The 16487-nt window shown below is 64.3% G+C and carries 11 protein-coding genes; 10 read left to right on the top strand and 1 reads right to left on the bottom strand.

The window, feature by feature from the left end; genetic code table 11:
• The 4 genes from K225_RS0119490 to K225_RS0119475 all read left to right on the top strand — a co-directional run bounded on the left by K225_RS0119490 (position 1) and on the right by K225_RS0119475 (position 10158).
• Complete coding sequence (locus K225_RS0119490; protein WP_026437877.1) at positions 1–528, top strand: chemotaxis protein CheW; 528 nt, start codon at positions 1–3, stop codon at positions 526–528.
• A gap of 96 nt (positions 529–624) precedes the next feature.
• Positions 625–2838 (top strand): methyl-accepting chemotaxis protein, encoded by a 2214-nt coding sequence (locus K225_RS0119485; RefSeq protein ID WP_369794894.1) that lies wholly within the window; start codon positions 625–627, stop codon positions 2836–2838.
• 54 nt (positions 2839–2892) lie between these two features.
• The gene (locus K225_RS0119480) at positions 2893–8904 is read left to right on the top strand and encodes an Hpt domain-containing protein (protein ID WP_026437875.1); all 6012 of its coding nucleotides are present in this window, start codon (positions 2893–2895) and stop codon (positions 8902–8904) included.
• An 87-nt stretch (positions 8905–8991) separates the two neighbouring features.
• Positions 8992–10158 (top strand): PilT/PilU family type 4a pilus ATPase, encoded by a 1167-nt coding sequence (locus K225_RS0119475; protein WP_026437874.1) that lies wholly within the window; start codon positions 8992–8994, stop codon positions 10156–10158.
• Positions 10159–10191: 33 nt separating this feature from the next.
• Here the strand turns inward: K225_RS0119475 and K225_RS0119470 are convergent, their stop codons facing one another.
• Positions 10192–11670, bottom strand: a complete 1479-nt coding sequence (locus K225_RS0119470; protein WP_026437873.1) for a deoxyribodipyrimidine photo-lyase — start codon at positions 11668–11670, stop codon at positions 10192–10194.
• 21 nt (positions 11671–11691) lie between these two features.
• On the opposite strand from K225_RS0119470, the gene K225_RS0119465 reads away from it, so the two are divergent.
• The 6 genes from K225_RS0119465 to K225_RS0119440 all read left to right on the top strand — a co-directional run bounded on the left by K225_RS0119465 (position 11692) and on the right by K225_RS0119440 (position 16432).
• On the top strand, positions 11692–12291 hold the full coding sequence (locus K225_RS0119465; protein WP_026437872.1) for a YqgE/AlgH family protein: 600 nt from the start codon (positions 11692–11694) through the stop codon (positions 12289–12291).
• Positions 12288–12707, top strand: coding sequence for a Holliday junction resolvase RuvX (gene ruvX / locus K225_RS0119460; RefSeq protein ID WP_026437871.1), 420 nt, complete (start codon positions 12288–12290; stop codon positions 12705–12707). The genes K225_RS0119465 and ruvX overlap by 4 nt, the downstream gene beginning before the upstream one ends.
• The gene (gene pyrR, locus K225_RS0119455; protein WP_026437870.1) at positions 12704–13225 is read left to right on the top strand and encodes a bifunctional pyr operon transcriptional regulator/uracil phosphoribosyltransferase PyrR; all 522 of its coding nucleotides are present in this window, start codon (positions 12704–12706) and stop codon (positions 13223–13225) included. Before ruvX ends, pyrR begins: the two co-directional genes overlap by 4 nt.
• Before the next feature lie 2 nt (positions 13226–13227).
• The gene (locus K225_RS0119450) at positions 13228–14190 is read left to right on the top strand and encodes an aspartate carbamoyltransferase catalytic subunit (protein WP_026437869.1); all 963 of its coding nucleotides are present in this window, start codon (positions 13228–13230) and stop codon (positions 14188–14190) included.
• 202 nt (positions 14191–14392) lie between these two features.
• Complete coding sequence (locus K225_RS0119445) at positions 14393–15688, top strand: dihydroorotase (protein ID WP_026437868.1); 1296 nt, start codon at positions 14393–14395, stop codon at positions 15686–15688.
• 6 nt (positions 15689–15694) lie between these two features.
• Positions 15695–16432 (top strand): 1-acyl-sn-glycerol-3-phosphate acyltransferase, encoded by a 738-nt coding sequence (locus tag K225_RS0119440; protein ID WP_026437867.1) that lies wholly within the window; start codon positions 15695–15697, stop codon positions 16430–16432.
• The last annotated feature ends 55 nt before the right edge of the window (positions 16433–16487 follow it).

Here is a 16487-nt window from a genome sequence, read left to right as displayed (position 1 = left end):
ATGGCCAATCGCGAAGCACTGCGAGAACTCCAGACCCGTCTCGCCAGCCGTCTTCAGGCGGCAAGGGGTGAGGGAGTATCTGTTTCCTCCTGGCTGGCGGTCGAGGCTGCCGGGCAGGCTTATCTGTTGCCGCTGGGGCAATCGGGTGAAATTTTTCCCTGGATCGCGGTTCAGCGTGTCCCTTACACCCAGAAATGGTTTCTGGGTGTGGCCAATCTGCGGGGTGGTCTTGTGGGGGTGGTGGATCTGGCGGGGCTGCTGGGATCGACCGTCACGCGCAACGAGCAGGCACTGTCGGAGGCCAGTCTGCTTGCTTTCAATGCTGCACTGGAAGTCAATGCGGCCCTCTTGGTGGATCGGCTTGCCGGGCTGCGGGGCACGGATGCCTTTGTCTCGTCGGAGCCTCCGGCCCCGGACGCTCCCGCCTTTTTTGGCACCATCTATGTGGATTCGAATGGGACCCGCTGGCAGGAGATCAATCTTCAGATGCTGTCCCAAAATCCTGCTTTCCTGAGTATCAGTGCTTGAGTTTTTCTGTAAGGCTGCACCATGTCCGTCGTGAATCAATTTGGAAAACTGTTCAATCGCAAGCCCGAGGAGTCGGACAAGGTGCTGGGTGCCGGCATGGTGGATGGCCGGCACAATGCTTTGGAAGCGGGAACTGTCGAGGCCAGCGTGGTGCGGGAGTCTTACCAGACCGATGCCATGAACAGTGTGCAAGGTGATCCAGGTGGCGAGTCGCTGGAATCATCGGCGAACGAAACGGACGAAGACCTCATTTCCTTGCCGCTGCTGGGCCGTTCCACGGCGGCTGGCCACCAGCGGCGCTTGCTGGCGTTGTTGGCCATTGGCGTTGTGGCGCTGGCACTGATTGCGGGTTGGGTGCTGCGGCAGGCAGATCGCTCTGCCCAGCAGTTGGCTGCTACCGGTCAGTCGCTGATGCAGTCCCAGCGGCTTGCCAAATCTGTTTCGCAGGCGCTGGTGGGGAGTCCGCAGGCCTTCCCGGACGTGGTGGAAAGCTCTGGTGTTCTGGCCCGCAATGTGCGCGCGCTGGGCACTGGCGACAGTGAGCTGGGCGTGCAGTCCCTGGGCGAACAGCTCCGGCCGGATCTGGATGCTGTGACCCCGCTCATGGAGCGTGCAGAACGCAACGCCAGCGTGGTGATGGGGCAGCAGAAAATCCTGATGCAGGTGGGCGACGCACTGCGCACCATCAATCGCCAGTCGTCGGACCTGCTGGAAATCGCAGAAACCGTGTCGTCTCTCAAGCTGCAGCAAAACGCTCCGGCGGCCGAGATTTCCGCAGCCGGTCAATTGGTGATGTTGACCCAGCGTATCGGCAAGTCGGCCAATGAATTCCAGACCATGGAAGGCGTGAGCCCCGAGGCCGTGTTCCTGCTGGGCAAGGACTTGAATTCTTTCAAGGAAATTGCCCAGGGGCTGCTCAATGGAAGTCCGGAGCTGCGGCTGGCCGCAACCAAGGATGCGCAGACACGCGAACAGCTCCAAGCACTGATCAAGCTCTACGAAGAGACCCGTACGCAAGCCAGTGCCATTCTGGGCAACCTGCAAGGTCTGGTTTCTGCCCGGGAGGCCCAGTCGTCGATCATTGCCGATAGCGAGCCGCTGCGTCGCCAGCTGGAAGGCTTGCAGGACAAGCTTTCTTCGCAGACGGGCCTGGGGGCCGGGCAGTTTGCTGCCCTGGCGTTGGCGGGTTTGTTCGTGCTGCTTTGCGGTATCGGAATTTCCCGCGTTCAGCTGCTGGACAGCCGGGGTCGCCAGGTGGCCGCTGAAGTACAGCAAAAGGATGCAAAACGCCAGGAGCAGGAGGCCAAGCGCGTCAACGACGCCAACCAGGCCGCCATTTTGCGTTTGATGAACGAACTGCAATCCGTTGCGGAAGGTGATCTGACGCAGGAAGCCACGGTGACGGAAGACATCACCGGCGCTATCGCTGACTCTGTGAACTACACGGTGGAAGAGTTGCGCCAGCTGGTGGGCAGCGTGCAGAACACCGCCACCCGTGTGGCGCAGACGACGGCCCAGGTGGACAGCACCTCCACTGAGCTGCTGGCTGCTTCCACCGAGCAGCTGCGCGAAATTCGTGAAACCGGCCGGTCCGTTCTGGATATGGCGACCCGAATCAACGAAGTGTCCACCCAGGCGCAAGAGTCCGCTACGGTGGCGCGTCAGTCGCTGCAGGCGGCCGACTCGGGCTTGCAGGCTGTGCAGAACGCCATCGGTGGTATGAACTCGATTCGTGACCAGATCCAGGATACGTCCAAGCGGATCAAGCGTCTTGGTGAGTCGTCGCAGGAAATCGGTGAAATCACCGAGCTGATCTCGGACATTACGGAGCAGACGAACGTGCTGGCCCTGAACGCTGCCATCCAGGCCGCATCTGCGGGGGATGCCGGCCGAGGCTTCTCGGTGGTTGCCGAAGAAGTGCAACGACTGGCTGAACGGTCTGCCGATGCAACCCGGCAGATTTCGGCCCTGGTGAAAGCCATTCAGACCGATACCCAGGATGCGGTGGCCGCCATGGAGCGTTCCACGCAGGGTGTGGTGGAAGGGGCTCGCCTGTCTGACAGTGCAGGTACCGCACTGACTGAAATTGACCGTGTGTCGCGCCGCCTGGCGGAGCTGATCGAGCAAATTTCGTCGTCCACGTCCCGGGAAGCTGTTCTGGCCAATGAAGTGGCAGACAACATCCAGCACATTTTTGCGGTGACCGAGCAGACAGGTGAGGGCACACGCACCACGGCACAACAGGTGCGCGAACTTTCGCACATGGCTGAAGAACTGCGCCAGTCGGTAGCACGTTTCAAGATCACCTGAAGCAGCCATCCAGCAGTCATCAACCAGCGGCTCGCTGCAGCCGGGGACGAATTCATGCCATCTATTGATGTCAACAATGCACCGGCCGCGGATGAAATCCAGGGCGATCAGGATCTGGGCCCTCTGGCATGGGTGCTTGACGAACTGCGCAAATCACTGGATGGCGCTGTCAAGGCAATGCGCCGTTTTGTGCGGGACGCCGAGCTGGCGCGAGAGTCCGATCTGGCCTCGTTGGATGCTGGAGCCTTGCGTATTGCGCGCCAGCAGCTCCATCAGGCCAGCGGAGCGCTTGAAATGGTGGGCATGGGTTCGCCGGCCCTGGTTTTGCGAGCGATGGAGTCGGCCGTACAAAAGTTTGTGCAACGCCCTGAGCAATGCACAGATGATGCCGCTGCGGTGATCGAGCGTGCCAGCTTCGCACTCATCGAATATCTCGAAAACGTGCGGGGAGGCAAGGCTGTTTCTGCGGTCGCCCTTTTCCCTCAGTACCGAGACGCCCAGGCGCTGGCAGGGGCCGAGCGTGCGCACCCTGCAGATCTGTGGCCGGCGGAGCGTCGTTTCCGTGAGCCGGAAGATGCCGTGCCAGCCACGCCGTTGCCATACGGTCCCGAGGCACGGGCGCGCCTGGATTCTGCCGTATTGAAAATCGTCAAATCGGGCGATCGGTCGGCCGCGACGAGCGTGCGCGAAATCTGCCTGGGTTTTGTTGCGGCCCAGTCTGACCGCCAGTCGCGGGCTTTCTGGAAGATCTGTGCCGGCTTCTTCGAAGCCCTTGGCGGGGGACTGCTGGCACCCGACGTCTACGTGAAGCGGGTGGCGTCGCGCGTGCTGATGCAGTACGCCACCTTGGCCAAGGGCGACGATGCCATCGCTGACCGCTTGGTTCAGGATCTGCTTTTTTTCTGTTCGCAGGTGAATTTCGCGGGCGGTGGGGCGGATAAGGCGCCGGCTCTCGAAGCAGTCAGGAAATCCTTTGGCCTGGAGCGATTCAAGCCGGTGGATTATGAAATCGCGCGTTTTGGCCGGTTTGATCCGGCCTTGCTGGCGCAGGCGCGCAAGCGCATCGCATCTGCCACGGAAACCTGGTCCGCGCTGGCAGGCGGAGACCGCAACAAGCTCAAGCCAGCAGCGGATCAGTTCAGTCTGGTTTGCGATTCGCTGCGCAAGCTGCATCCGGGAAGCGAAAGTCTTGCCGCGGGCCTGACGCGGGCCCTGGAGTCCACAACCCGCTCGGGGGAGCCGCCGTCACCAGCGCTGGCAATGGAGGTGGCAACTTCAGTGCTTTACCTGCAGGCCGCATTTGAGGAGCTGGATGCGGATGACGGACTGATGGAGTCGCGTGCAGAGCGCCTGGCGCAGCGGCTGGACGCTGTGGTCGCGGGCGCTGAGCCCGAGCCGCTGGAACTCTGGATGGAAGAGCTGTACCGCCGGGTCAGCGACAACCAGACCATGGGCAGTGTGGTGGATGAATTGCGTTCCACACTGGGTGAAGCCGAGAAAGCGCTGGACCAATTTTTCCGGAATTCCCAGGATACGGAGGTGTTGGCGGCGGTGCCGGGCCACCTGGCGCAGATGCGTGGCGTCTTGTCCGTTCTGGGACTGGAGCAGGCATCGCTGGCGGTGGTGCGCATGCGTGACACCGTGGAGCACTTGCTCATCCATGAAATTCCTGAAGAAGATCGACAGTCAGCATTTGACAAGCTGGGTAACAGCCTGGGAGCGCTCGGATTTCTGATTGACATGCTGAGCTACCAGCGCACGATGGCGCGCAAGCTCTTTGTTTACGATGAAGAACTCGGGGAGTTGCGTATCCTGGTGGGCAAAACCCGCGCCCGTGCCACCGATGACGTTGCAGAAGCACCGGCCAAGATGGAGGAACGTGCGGCTCCGCCTCTGCCGGATGTGGTACCACGTTTCTCTGCGCAGGAGCAGGCTGCGGTCGCCTCGGCATTGGCCCAGATGCCTGATGCAGGTCCCCATCCCGAGACGGCAGCGGAAGTGCTGTCAGCGGATATTTTCTTTGATCTCCCGTTGCCGGAGGTTCTCCCTTCTGCTGCATCCTTCCCGCCCTCCGTCGCAACCCCTGCATCAGCGACCACGTCTGAGTCTGGTTTGGACGATGAGTTGCTGGGCGTTTTCCTGGAGGAGGCCCGTGAGGTGGTGGCTACAGGTCTGGCAGCCATCGAAGTGCTGTCTGAAGAGCCGGCCAACCTGAGCGAGCAAACCACCTTGCGTCGTGCGTTTCATACCCTCAAGGGCAGCTCGCGCATGGTGGGGCTCCAGGATTTCGGCGAGGCTGCCTGGTCCATGGAGCAATTGCTGAACGCCTGGCTGGCCGAGCAAAAACCCATGCAGCCCAATTTGCTGCAGTTGTCGTCGGATGGCTTGCGGGCATTTGGCCGCTGGGCCGATGATATCTCTGCAGGATCTGCATTGGTCTGGGGGGCTGAAGCATTCCGCCGTTCCGCCGATGCCATGCGCCTTGACGGCACTTTGCTGCCGCTCATGGCGCAGGGGGCGGCCGTGGCGCCCGTCGAAACAGACGCTGCCGCGACAGCCGTCCTGCCCGAACCGCAGGCTGGGGTGGACGCGGTGGAAGCAGAGCTTGCCGCCGCCGCTGTGCCTGAGCCCTTGATGGCGGATTGCGCCGAAGCGGAGACGGAAGCTGAATTGGCGGCAGAAGTTCCGGCGTTGGATGCTTCTGCGGCGACCGTGACGGAAGACATCGATTTCTCCGTATTCTCCGAGGCCCTGAACGAAACGCGGGCCACGGCGGAGGTGGTAAGTGATTCCATCCCGCTGGACCTGGAGTTGCCCGATTGGGTGCCAGAGTCTGTCGTGGCCATGGATGCCGCCTCCGACGATGTGCCGGCCAACGGTGTAAGCCCGGACGATGGGGGCGCATCTGCGTTGTCGTCCGGCGATGTGCCGGAGTTCTTTGCGGACGCTGCACAGGATGCTGGCCTCGCTGGTACGGGTGAGGAGGTGGGCTTTCCAGAGGCTGGGCTTGAGCCTTGCGTCGTGCCAGTCTCCGTGCCCGAGGAAGAAACGCCGACAGATGATGCGGTCAAGGTGATCGAGACCTTGCGCATCGGTATCCCCCTGTACAACGTATACCTCAATGAGGCTGACGAGTGGTCGCGGCGACTGGTTACCTGTATGCAAGAGTGGGCGCTCGAGTTGCATGAGCCTTTGCCGGACATGGCCGTGGCTCTGGCACATTCACTCGCTGGCAGTTCGTCGACCGTGGGGTTCTCGGCACTTTCGGACCTGGCCAGGGTGGTCGAGCATGCGTTGCAGCATGTTCAGCTGCAGTCTGGTGGCACCGTCGAACAGGCCGAAGCGTTCATGGCCGCCGCGGACGATATTCGCCGTCTTCTGCACCAGTTTGCGGCAGGATTCCTCAAGGAGCCGAACGAAGCAGTATTGCAGCAGCTGCGCCAGATCCTCGAAACCGAGGTGGCCAATACCCTGCCACCTCCGGAAGAGGAGTTCGATGACATCGCTCCCCCGGAGGATGGCGTACCGGCTGCCAGCATCGGTCCTGACTGCGTTGTACCGGAGCTGCCGGTTGCGAAGGCGGCGCAAGTGGTCGCTGCCGGGGATGTGGCCCCGGCGCTCTCCGTGGTGGGAAGTGAGCATGACCAGCCCATCGACGATGCCATGGCCCATGCCGTCTCCGAACGGCCGGATGTGGATGATGACATCGACGCCATTGACGTCATTGATCCCGATCTGTTCCCCATCTTTGAAGAAGAAGCCGCGGAACTGCTGCCCCAGCTGGGTGGCGCACTGCGACAGTGGGCATCCCGTCCGGACAATCTCGGCGCGCGCAACGAGGTACTGCGGGCCTTGCACACCCTCAAGGGCAGCTCCCGCCTTGCCGGGGCCATGCGCCTGGGAGAGATGTCCCACCGACTCGAATCGGCCATCGAACAGCTGGACATGGAGTCTGTCACGACAGACCAGATTGAGCCGTTGCTTGCGAGTTTTGATGGATTGCAGGCGAACCTCGAGTTCCTGCGCGTCGTCGGTGCGCATGGGGCAGCTGGCGCCGAAGGCTCTTCCCCTGCGGTTCCGAGCGATCTGGGGACCGCTGCGAATGGTTCAGGTGCCATCTTGGCAGCTGTGCCGCCTCCAAAGCCCTCGGTAAGGCTTCCAGGGCCCTCGCAGCTGGCCCCTGCGCGCGTGGCGGCCAACCAGTCGGTGCGTGTGCGTGCGCAATTGCTGGACCGCCTGGTGAATCAGGCGGGCGAGGTCATGATCAGCCGCTCGCGTCTGGATGCGCGTCTGGGCCAGTTCCGCAGTTCACTGGCGGATCTTTCGGGCAACCTGGACCGCCTGCGTCAGCAGCTGCGTGACATCGAGGTGCAGTCCGAGTCGCAGATGCAGTCGCGACTGGCCCTCTCGAAGGATTCCGCCGCCGGATTTGACCCGCTGGAGTTCGACCGTTTCACGCGGGTACAGGAACTCACGCGCATGATGGCCGAGTCGGTGAACGACGTCGCCACCGTGCAACGCAACCTGCAGCGTGCCATGGAAGGTGCCGAGGACGACCTGATCGCTCAGGGCCGCCAGGCGCGTGAGTTGCAACGCGATCTTTTGCGCACACGCATGGTGGAGTTCGAGGGCATCGCCGAGCGTCTGTATGCGGTGGTGCGCCAGGCATCCAAGGAAACCGGCAAGCAGATCAAACTCGACATCACGGGTGGTTCCATCGAAATGGACCGTGGCGTGCTCGATCGCATGACCCCCGCCTTCGAGCATTTGCTGCGCAATTGCGTGGTGCACGGCATTGAAGCGTCCGAGGTTCGTGTGGCTGCGGGCAAGCCCGCATCGGGCACTATCACCGTGGATTTGCGCCATGAAGGCAATGACGTATCGGTTGAATTCCGGGACGATGGTGCCGGTCTGGATCTGCAGCGCATCCGTGCCAAGGCTCTGGCCCAAGGGCTCGTGCAGGCCGACGCGGACATCGGTGATACCGAGGCTGCCAACCTGATCTTCATGCCAGGCTTTTCCACGGCATCCGAGGTCACAGGCCTGGCGGGACGCGGCATCGGCATGGACGTCGTGCGTTCGGAAATCAATGCCCTGGGTGGCCGGATTGAAACCTCGACCGAATCGGGCAAGGGTGCCGCCTTCCGCATGGTGCTGCCTTTGACCACTGCCGTGACGCAGGTGGTGATGTTGCGTGCGGGAGATCTAGTCATCGGCGTGCCGGCCAACGTGGTGGAGATCGTGCGGCGTACCTCCGCCGCGGATCTGGAAGAGGCGTATCGCACGGGCTTCTTTGATGATGGTTTCGAGCAGCTGCCTTTCTTCTGGGTGGGCGCATTGCTGCAAGCTTCGGCACGCAGCAACGAAGCCGCCGGCAAGACGCGGCCTGTGGTGATTTTCCGCAGTGCGTCACAGCGCATCGCCATGCATGTGGATGAAGTGCTGGGCAACCAGGAAGTCGTGGTGAAGAACCTGGGTGCCCAACTGTCGCGCCTGCCAGGCCTGGCCGGCATGTCGGTGCTGGTCTCTGGCGCCGTGGTGCTGATCTACAACCCGGTGGCGCTGTCCACGGTGTATGGCGACCAGGTTCGTGCAGCCAGTGCCGGCTTGCCCGCCATACTGGAAGCCGAAGGCCCTGACACCGGCAAACCGGCCGCCTCGATGCTCGCGGGCCCCACCCAGGTGCCTCTGGTGCTGGTGGTGGATGATTCCATTACCGTGCGCCGTGTCACGCAGCGATTGCTGCAACGTGAGGGTTATCGGGTGGCACTCGCTGCCGATGGCCTGCAGGCCCTGGAGCGCTTGCAGGAAGAGCGCCCGACGGTGGTGTTGTCCGACATTGAAATGCCGCGCATGGACGGATTTGACCTGGCACGCAACATCCGGGCAGACAGTGCATTGAGGGGGTTGCCGATCATCATGATCACATCCCGCATCGCAGAAAAGCACCGCGAGCATGCGATGGAACTGGGCGTCAACCACTATCTCGGCAAGCCGTATTCGGATGAAGAACTGCTCAGCCTCATCCAGCACTACGCCCGGCTGGAGGCGACTGCACAGGCGTGATCTGGGTGGACTGGCCCGCAAGGGCCGGCCAATCCATGCGGCCTTGCTGGCGGCGCCGGTAAGATGCCAGCATGATCGGGAGACCTCATGGATTCGGTAACACCGGAGGCTGACAGCCGTCTGTTGTCCTGCCTTGCGCTGATGGTGCGCGAAAGCGCTTCGGACCTGTTTCTTCTGGCGGGTGCGCCCCCCACACTCAAGCGGCAGGGGGCATTCCTGCCCATCACCAAAGGTTCGGTGACGGCAGAGGATGTCCAGGCGATGGTCTATTCGATCATGGGCAAGGCGCAGATCGGAGAATTTGAAGCGTCGAAGGAATGTGATTTCTCGTTCCAGACGCAGGACCAGGCCCGCTTTCGGGTGAATGTGCACCTGCAGCGCGGCAATGTGGGCGTGGTCGTGCGCCATGTCACGGCCAGGATTCCCAGCCTTGATGAGTTGGGCCTGCCCCCCGTGCTCAAACAGCTGGCGTTTCTGAAAAGCGGGCTGGTGCTTGCCGTGGGGGCGGCAGGGTCGGGCAAGACCACCACGCTGGCCGCCATGCTCGACTACCGCAATGAGCACACTGCGGGCCATATCCTCACGGTGGAAGACCCCATCGAATACTTGCATGCGCACAAGAAATCGCTGGTGACGCAGCGCGAGGTGGGGCTGGATACCGCGTCTTACGACGAGGCCTTGCGGCGTGCCATGCGGGAGGCGCCGAACGTGATCATGATCGGCGAGATCCGCGACCGGGCCACCATGCAGCATGCCCTGCACTACGCCGAGTCGGGGCATCTGTGCGTGTCCACCCTGCATGCCAGCAACGCCAACCAGGCGGTGCAGCGCATCCTGAATTTCTTTCCCGAACCAGCCCACCGCCAACTGCTGATGGATTTGTCCTTGAACCTGCAGGCGGTGGCGGCACAGCGGCTGGTCAAGAGCGTGCAGGGCTCGGTGGTGCCAGCCATGGAGGTGATGCTGCTCACCCCCTATGTGTCGGAGCTGATCCAGAAAGGCCAGGTGGACGAGCTCAAGACGGCCATCGTGCGCAGTGGTGAGCAGGGCATGTGCACCTTTGACCAGTCGCTGTTCGAGCTGTATGAACGCGGCATCATTTCGTCGGACGAAGCCGTGGCCCATGCCGACAACCGCACCGATGTGGCGCTGCGCCTGCGCCTGGCCTCGGGCACATCCCTGGAAATGGACGGAATGCGCATGAGCGAGCAGAACGTCGAGGAGGCGCACCAACGCACCCGGGGGCCACTGTGATGGCCCCGGCCACGGTGGGCCCACGATGGGCCATCATCCCGCTTTGACGACTGCATAGCGCTGCAGCGTGCGCTGTCTGGCGCCGTCATGATCCACCACAGGTTCCGGGTAGGTCTTGCCCAGCACCACGCCTGCTTCCGCCAGCTCCAGCGGGCGGGCCAGCCAAGGGGCATGCAAGGCCGCGTTCGGCAGCCGTGCCAGCTGCGGCAGGTAGCGGCGGATGAATTTGCCCTCCGGGTCGAACTTCTCGCTCTGGCTGACCGGGTTGAAGATGCGAAAGTAGGGCTGTGCGTCGCAGCCGCTGGAGCTGGCCCATTGCCAGCCGCCGTTGTTGGCGGCCAGGTCAAAGTCATTGAGGTGCCTGGCAAAGTAGGCCTCGCCCCGGCGCCAGTCCAGCCCCAAGTCCTTGACCAGAAAACTCGCCGCCACCATGCGCAGGCGGTTGTGCATGTAGCCGGTCTGGTTGATCTGGGCCATGGCCGCATCCACCAGCGGATACCCGGTGCGGCCCTCGCACCAGGCGGCAAACAGGGCGTCGGCCCCGGGGCCTGATTCCCACTGGATGGCGTCGTAGGCCGGCTTGAAGCTGTGGCCCACCACATGGGGGTGGTGGTGCAGGATCTGAAAGTAGAAGTCCCGCCAGATCAGCTCGCTGAGCCAGGTAGTGGCGCCCGGGCTGCCCTCCTGCATCAAGCGGTGCGCGGTGCGCGCCAGCAGGCGTGGCGAGAGGGTGCCAAAGCGCAGGTGCACGCTGAGATAGCTGGGGCCCTTGATGGCGGGAAAATTGCGCGTGTCGTCGTACCGACCGATGCGGCCAAGGAAATCGTCGAACAGCTGCTGCGCGCCGCTGGCACCCGGGGGCAGTTGGAGCTGCGACAGGGCCGTGGCCTCGAACCCCAGCGAGGCCAGCGCCGGGACGGGTTGGCAGTGTTCCAGCGGGCGCGGTGCCAGGCGGTGCGCATGGCGCTCCACGGGGTAGCTTTTCAGCTGGAACGCGTCGATTTTCTTGAGCCAGGCGTTCTTGTAGGGCGTGAACACGCTGTACGGCTTGCCGGTCTGCGCCAGCACCTCGCTGCGCTCCAGCAGGGTGTGGTCCTTGAAGGTGTGGAAAGCCCGTCCGGCAGCGGCCAGCCGCGTGCGTACGAGGCTGTCGCGTTCCAGGGCCTGGGGCTCGTCATCGTGGTTGGCAAACACGGCCTGCACGCCCAGGCTTTCGGCCAAGGCCGGAATGGCGTCACTGGCCACTGCGTGCAGCACGATCAGGCCACCCTGCGTGTGGCCAGAGAGCGCGCGCAGTGATGCATCGAGTTCGACCAGTGACGCGCGGATGAACGCGACCCGCCGGTCCGCCCGCGGGAGGGTATCCAGGATCTCGCGGTCAAAAACAAAGGTGCAATACACCTGCTGGCACTGCGTGAGTGCGCGGTACAGTGCCGCCTGGTCGTGCGCGCGCAGGTCGCGCCGGAACCAGACAAGACCGCTGGGGTAAGAAGGCTCGGAGGAGGGCGCCATGTTCGCCGTTAAAATTGGAATATGTCTTTCGATTCTGCGCCCATCAACCTGACGCATCACTTCCTGATCGCGATGCCCGGTCTGGAGGATGAGTCTTTCTCGCGCAGCGTCATTTACCTGTGCGAGCACAGCGAACGCGGTGCGCTGGGCCTCATCATCAACAAGCCCTCGGACATCACGCTCAAGAGCCTTTTTGACAAGGTGGATCTGTCGCTGCGGCGCGAAGATCTCACCCGGGAACCGGTGTTCCAGGGCGGGCCGGTGCAGACCGAGCGCGGCTTTGTGCTGCATGAGCCCATGCTCATGGACAAGGCCGAAACCGACGAGTCGGCCTATGCCTCCACCATGACCATTCCTGGCGGCCTGGAGATGACCACTTCCAAGGATGTGCTCGAAGCCCTGTCCACCGGCGCAGGCCCCCGCCGCGTGCTCATCACGCTCGGCTATTCGTCGTGGGGTGAGGGCCAGCTCGAATCGGAGTTGGCCGAAAACGCCTGGCTCACCGTGGCGGCCGATCTGTCGGTGATCTTCGACACCCCCGTGCCCGAGCGCTACGACCGGGCCCTGTCGCTGCTGGGCCTGCAGGCCTGGATGCTGTCGCCCGAGGCGGGGCACGCATGACCGGCTTGCCCGTTCAGCCCGCTGTTCCTGCGCATTTTCAGACCTTTCTTGCTTTCGATTTTGGCCTCAAGCGCACGGGCGTGGCCACGGGCAACCGGATGCTGCGCAGCGCCACGCCGCAGGCCACCATCAAGGCCGAGGGCGATGCCCGCTTCGTGCAGGTGGCGCAGCGCATCAAGGAATGGCAACCCGACGCCCTGGTGATCGGCGTGCCGTACCACCCTGATGGCGCGAGCCACGAAAACACCGAGCGTGCGCTCAAGTTCGGTCGCCAGTTGCGTGGCCGCTTTGGCCTCTCGGTGTTCGAGGTGGACGAACGCTACAGCACCACCGAGGCCATCGCGGGCGGTGCCAGGGACGCCGACGCAGCGTCGGCCTGCATCATCCTGGAACAGTTTTTGAGGAATCTTCCATGAACACTCCCTCCCACGCCAGCGGGGGCAGCCTCGTGCTCGACGCCGAGGCGCTGTACCGCGAACTGCTGCGCGGCGTGCGCAGCATGCTCACCCCCACCACGCGCCTGGCGGGCATTGCATCGGGCGGCGCCTGGCTGGCCGAGCGTCTGCAGAAAGACCTGGGCCTGGCCGGCCCGCCCGGCGTGCTGTCCTCGGTGATGCACCGCGACGACTTTGCCCAGCGCGGCCTGTCGGCCAGTGCGCAGACCGCGCTGCCCTTCGACGTGAACGGCTCGGATGTGCTGGTGCTCGACGACGTGCTCTACACCGGCCGCACCATCCGCGCTGTCCTCAATGAGCTGTTCGACTACGGCCGCCCTGCCAGCGTGCGCCTGGCCGTGCTGGTGGACCGGGGCGGGCGCGAGCTGCCCGTGCAGGCCGACTTTGCCGCCGCCCGCGTGGCGCTGCCCGCAGCGCAGTCGCTGGCCCTGGCGCGCGACGACAGCGGCACCTTCCAATTCCAAGTCAAAGAGGCCTGACCGTGCTGCACAAGCGCAATCCCCAACTCAACGACAACGGCGAACTCATCCACCTGCTGTCCATCGAAGGCCTGCCGCGCGACATCGTCACGCACATCCTCGATACGGCCGCCAACTTCGTCAGCGTCAACGACCGCGAGGTCAAGAAGGTGCCGCTACTGCGCGGCAAGAGCGTGTTCAACCTGTTCTTCGAGAACAGCACGCGCACGCGCACCACCTTCGAGATCGCGGCCAAGCGCCTGTCGGCCGATGTGCTCAACCTCGACATCGCGCGCAGCTCGGCAGCCAAGGGCGAGTCGCTGCTCGACACCATCGCCAACCTCTCGGCCATGGCGGCCGACCTGTTTGTGGTGCGGCACAGCGAATCGGGCGCGCCCTACCTCATTGCCCAGCATGTGGCGCCCCATGTGCATGTGATCAATGCGGGCGATGGCCGGCATGCCCACCCCACGCAGGGGCTGCTGGACATGTACACCATCCGCCACTACAAAAAAGATTTCAGCAACCTCACCGTGGCCATCGTCGGCGATGTGCTGCATTCGCGCGTGGCGCGCTCGGACATCCATGGCCTGACCACGCTGGGCTGCCCCGAGGTGCGCGTGGTGGGCCCGCGCACGCTGGTGCCGTCCGACATGGCGCAGATGGGCGTGCGCGTATGCCACACGCTGGAGGAGGGTATCAAGGATGCCGACGTGGTCATCATGCTGCGCCTGCAGAACGAGCGCATGAGCGGCGCGATGCTGCCGTCCAGCCAGGAGTACTTCAAGAGCTTCGGCCTCACGCCCGAAAAGCTGCAACTGGCCAAGCCCGATGCCATCGTGATGCACCCTGGCCCCATCAACCGTGGTGTCGAGATCGACTCCGCCGTGGTCGATGGCAAGCAGAGCGTGATCCTGCCGCAGGTCACTTTCGGTATTGCCGTGCGCATGGCCGTCATGTCCATCGTGGCCGGTAACGAAGCGTGACCCCTCTGAGCCGCTTCGCGTCATCCCCCCACGGGGGGACGCCACCCCTGGCCCGGCAAAGCCGGCTCCACGGTGGCACTCGCATGGCTCTTGCTGGGGTGCAGGCAGCGGCTGACGTGCATGTGGGTGAAGTAATTGCTACTTGTTTCATAGCTGCTAGCGCTTATCCATTAGGTGCTGGTGGCCAATTTGGCTTGAAATCATGAAAATCCTGATCCAGAATGGCCGTGTGATCGACCCCGCCTCGGGCTTCGACCAGACCTGCGACATCGCGCTGGCAGCGGGCCGCATCGTCGGGATGAACCGCGTGCCGCCCGACTTTGCGCCCAATCGCACCATCCATGCCGCAGGCTGCATCGTCTTGCCCGGCCTAGTGGACCTGGCCGCGCGCCTGCGCGAGCCCGGCCATGAGCACGAAGGCATGCTCGAATCCGAAATGGCGGCGGCCGTGGCTGGTGGCGTGACCAGCCTGGTCTGTCCGCCCGACACCGACCCCGTGCTCGACGAGCCCGGCCTGGTGGAAATGCTCAAGTTCCGCGCCGAGAAGCTGCACCAGTCGCGCCTGTTCCCCCTGGGCGCGCTCACGCGCGGCCTGGTGGGCGAGGTGCTGACCGAGATGGCCGAGCTCACCGAATCGGGCTGCGTGGGCTTTGGCCAGGCCGAGGTGCCCCTGGCCAGCACGCAGGTGCTGCAGCGCGCGCTGCAGTACGCAGCCACCTTTGGCTACACCGTGTGGCTGCGCCCGCAAGAGATGCACCTGGGCAAGGGCGTGGCCGCCAGCGGCCCGCTGGCCACGCGCCTGGGCCTGTCGGGTGTGCCCGTGGCGGCCGAGACCATTGCGCTGCACACCATCTTCGAGCTGCTCAAGACCACCGGCGCCCGCGTGCACCTGTGCCGCATCAGCAGCGCCGCCGGCGTGGAGCTGCTGCGCCGCGCCAAGGCCGAGGGCCTCAAGGTCACGGCCGATGTGAGCATCAACTCGCTGCACCTCACGGATGTGGACATCGGCTTCTTCGACAGCCGCGCCCGCCTGTCGCCTCCGCTGCGCCAGCAGCGCGACCGCGATGCGCTCCACGCCGCGCTGGCCGATGGCACCATCGATGCGCTGGTGTCCGACCACACGCCCGTCGATGAAGACGCCAAGACCCTGCCGTTTGCCGAGGCAGAGCCCGGCGCCACCGGGCTGGAGCTGCTGCTGTCGCTGGCGCTCAAGTGGTCGCAGGACAGCGGCGTGCCGCTCGTGCGCGCCCTGGCCACGGTCACTTCCGAGCCGGCGCGGGTGCTGGGCAGCGCTTTGGGCACCCTGCAGGCCAGCGTGGGCCAGATCGTCGAGGGCGGCGTGGGCGACCTGTGCATCCTCGACCCCCAGGCCGCGTGGACCGTGCAGGACGACGCGCTGCGCAGCCAGGGCAAGCACACGCCGTTTTCGGGCTACGAGCTGCCGGGCCAGGTGCGCGCCACGCTGGTGGGCGGCCAAGTCGCATTTGAACGGGGCTGAGGTGGCATGAGGGATCTGCGCGCCTGCTGGCGCCTGCTGCGTGTGCTGGGCCACATTCTCAAGGGCCTGGTGATCGTGGCGGTGCGCTTTCCCGCGCTGTCGCCCGACCAGCAGCATGCCCGCGTGCAAGCCTGGTCCATGCAGCTGCTGGTCCGTGCGGGCGTGTCGCTGCGCATTCTGGGCACACCGCCCGTGGGCGGGCCGGTGATGCTGGTGGCCAACCACCTCTCATGGCTCGACATCCCGGTCATGCACGCGGCGCGGCATTGCCGTTTTGTCTCCAAATCGGATGTGCAGGCCTGGCCGCTGGTCGGCACGCTGGCCACTGCTGCGGGCACCCTGTACATCGAACGCAACTCGCGCCGCGATGCGCTGCGCATGGTGCGCTCCATGCACGAGGCGCTGGAGCGCGGGGAGGTGCTGGCGGTGTTTCCGGAAGGCACGACGGGCGACGGGCGGGCCATGCTGCCGTTCCATGCCAATCTGCTGCAGGCGGCGGTGACGGCCAACGCCTTCGTGCAGCCGGTGGGCCTGCGCTTTGTCGACAAGGTGCGGGGTGTGACCAGCTTCGCGCCCAGCTACATCGGCGACGAAACCCTGGTGGGTTCCATCTGGCGCACCCTGCGCGCGCCCGCGATCGAGGCGGTGGTGCACTACGGCGTGCCCGAGCAGGCCGGCGGCCGGGACCGGCGCGAGTGGACGCAGCACCTGCACGACACCGTGGGCCGCCTGCGCCAGGCTTGAGGCGGATGCACTATCTGCGCGATCGCCGCGTTGCTTCGCTTGGGGTGGTCGCTTT

Source organism: Acidovorax sp. JHL-9 (assembly GCF_000426205.1).
GTDB classification, from domain to species: Bacteria; Pseudomonadota; Gammaproteobacteria; order Burkholderiales; family Burkholderiaceae_C; genus Acidovorax; species Acidovorax soli.
This window is presented reverse-complemented; position numbering and strand designations above follow the sequence as displayed.

Bases quoted from the DNA above. Each gene is read 5' to 3' on its own strand.
- K225_RS0119490 (WP_026437877.1), top strand. From the start codon at position 1: ATGGCCAATCGCGAAGCACTGCGAGAACTCCAGACCCGTCTCGCCAGC.
- K225_RS0119485 (WP_369794894.1), top strand. From the start codon at position 625: ATGGTGGATGGCCGGCACAATGCTTTGGAAGCGGGAACTGTCGAGGCC.
- K225_RS0119480 (WP_026437875.1), top strand. From the start codon at position 2,893: ATGCCATCTATTGATGTCAACAATGCACCGGCCGCGGATGAAATCCAG.
- K225_RS0119475 (WP_026437874.1), top strand. From the start codon at position 8,992: ATGGATTCGGTAACACCGGAGGCTGACAGCCGTCTGTTGTCCTGCCTT.
- K225_RS0119470 (WP_026437873.1), bottom strand. From the start codon at position 11,670: ATGGCGCCCTCCTCCGAGCCTTCTTACCCCAGCGGTCTTGTCTGGTTC.
- K225_RS0119465 (WP_026437872.1), top strand. From the start codon at position 11,692: ATGTCTTTCGATTCTGCGCCCATCAACCTGACGCATCACTTCCTGATC.
- ruvX (WP_026437871.1), top strand. From the start codon at position 12,288: ATGACCGGCTTGCCCGTTCAGCCCGCTGTTCCTGCGCATTTTCAGACC.
- pyrR (WP_026437870.1), top strand. From the start codon at position 12,704: ATGAACACTCCCTCCCACGCCAGCGGGGGCAGCCTCGTGCTCGACGCC.
- K225_RS0119445 (WP_026437868.1), top strand. From the start codon at position 14,393: ATGAAAATCCTGATCCAGAATGGCCGTGTGATCGACCCCGCCTCGGGC.
- K225_RS0119440 (WP_026437867.1), top strand. From the start codon at position 15,695: ATGAGGGATCTGCGCGCCTGCTGGCGCCTGCTGCGTGTGCTGGGCCAC.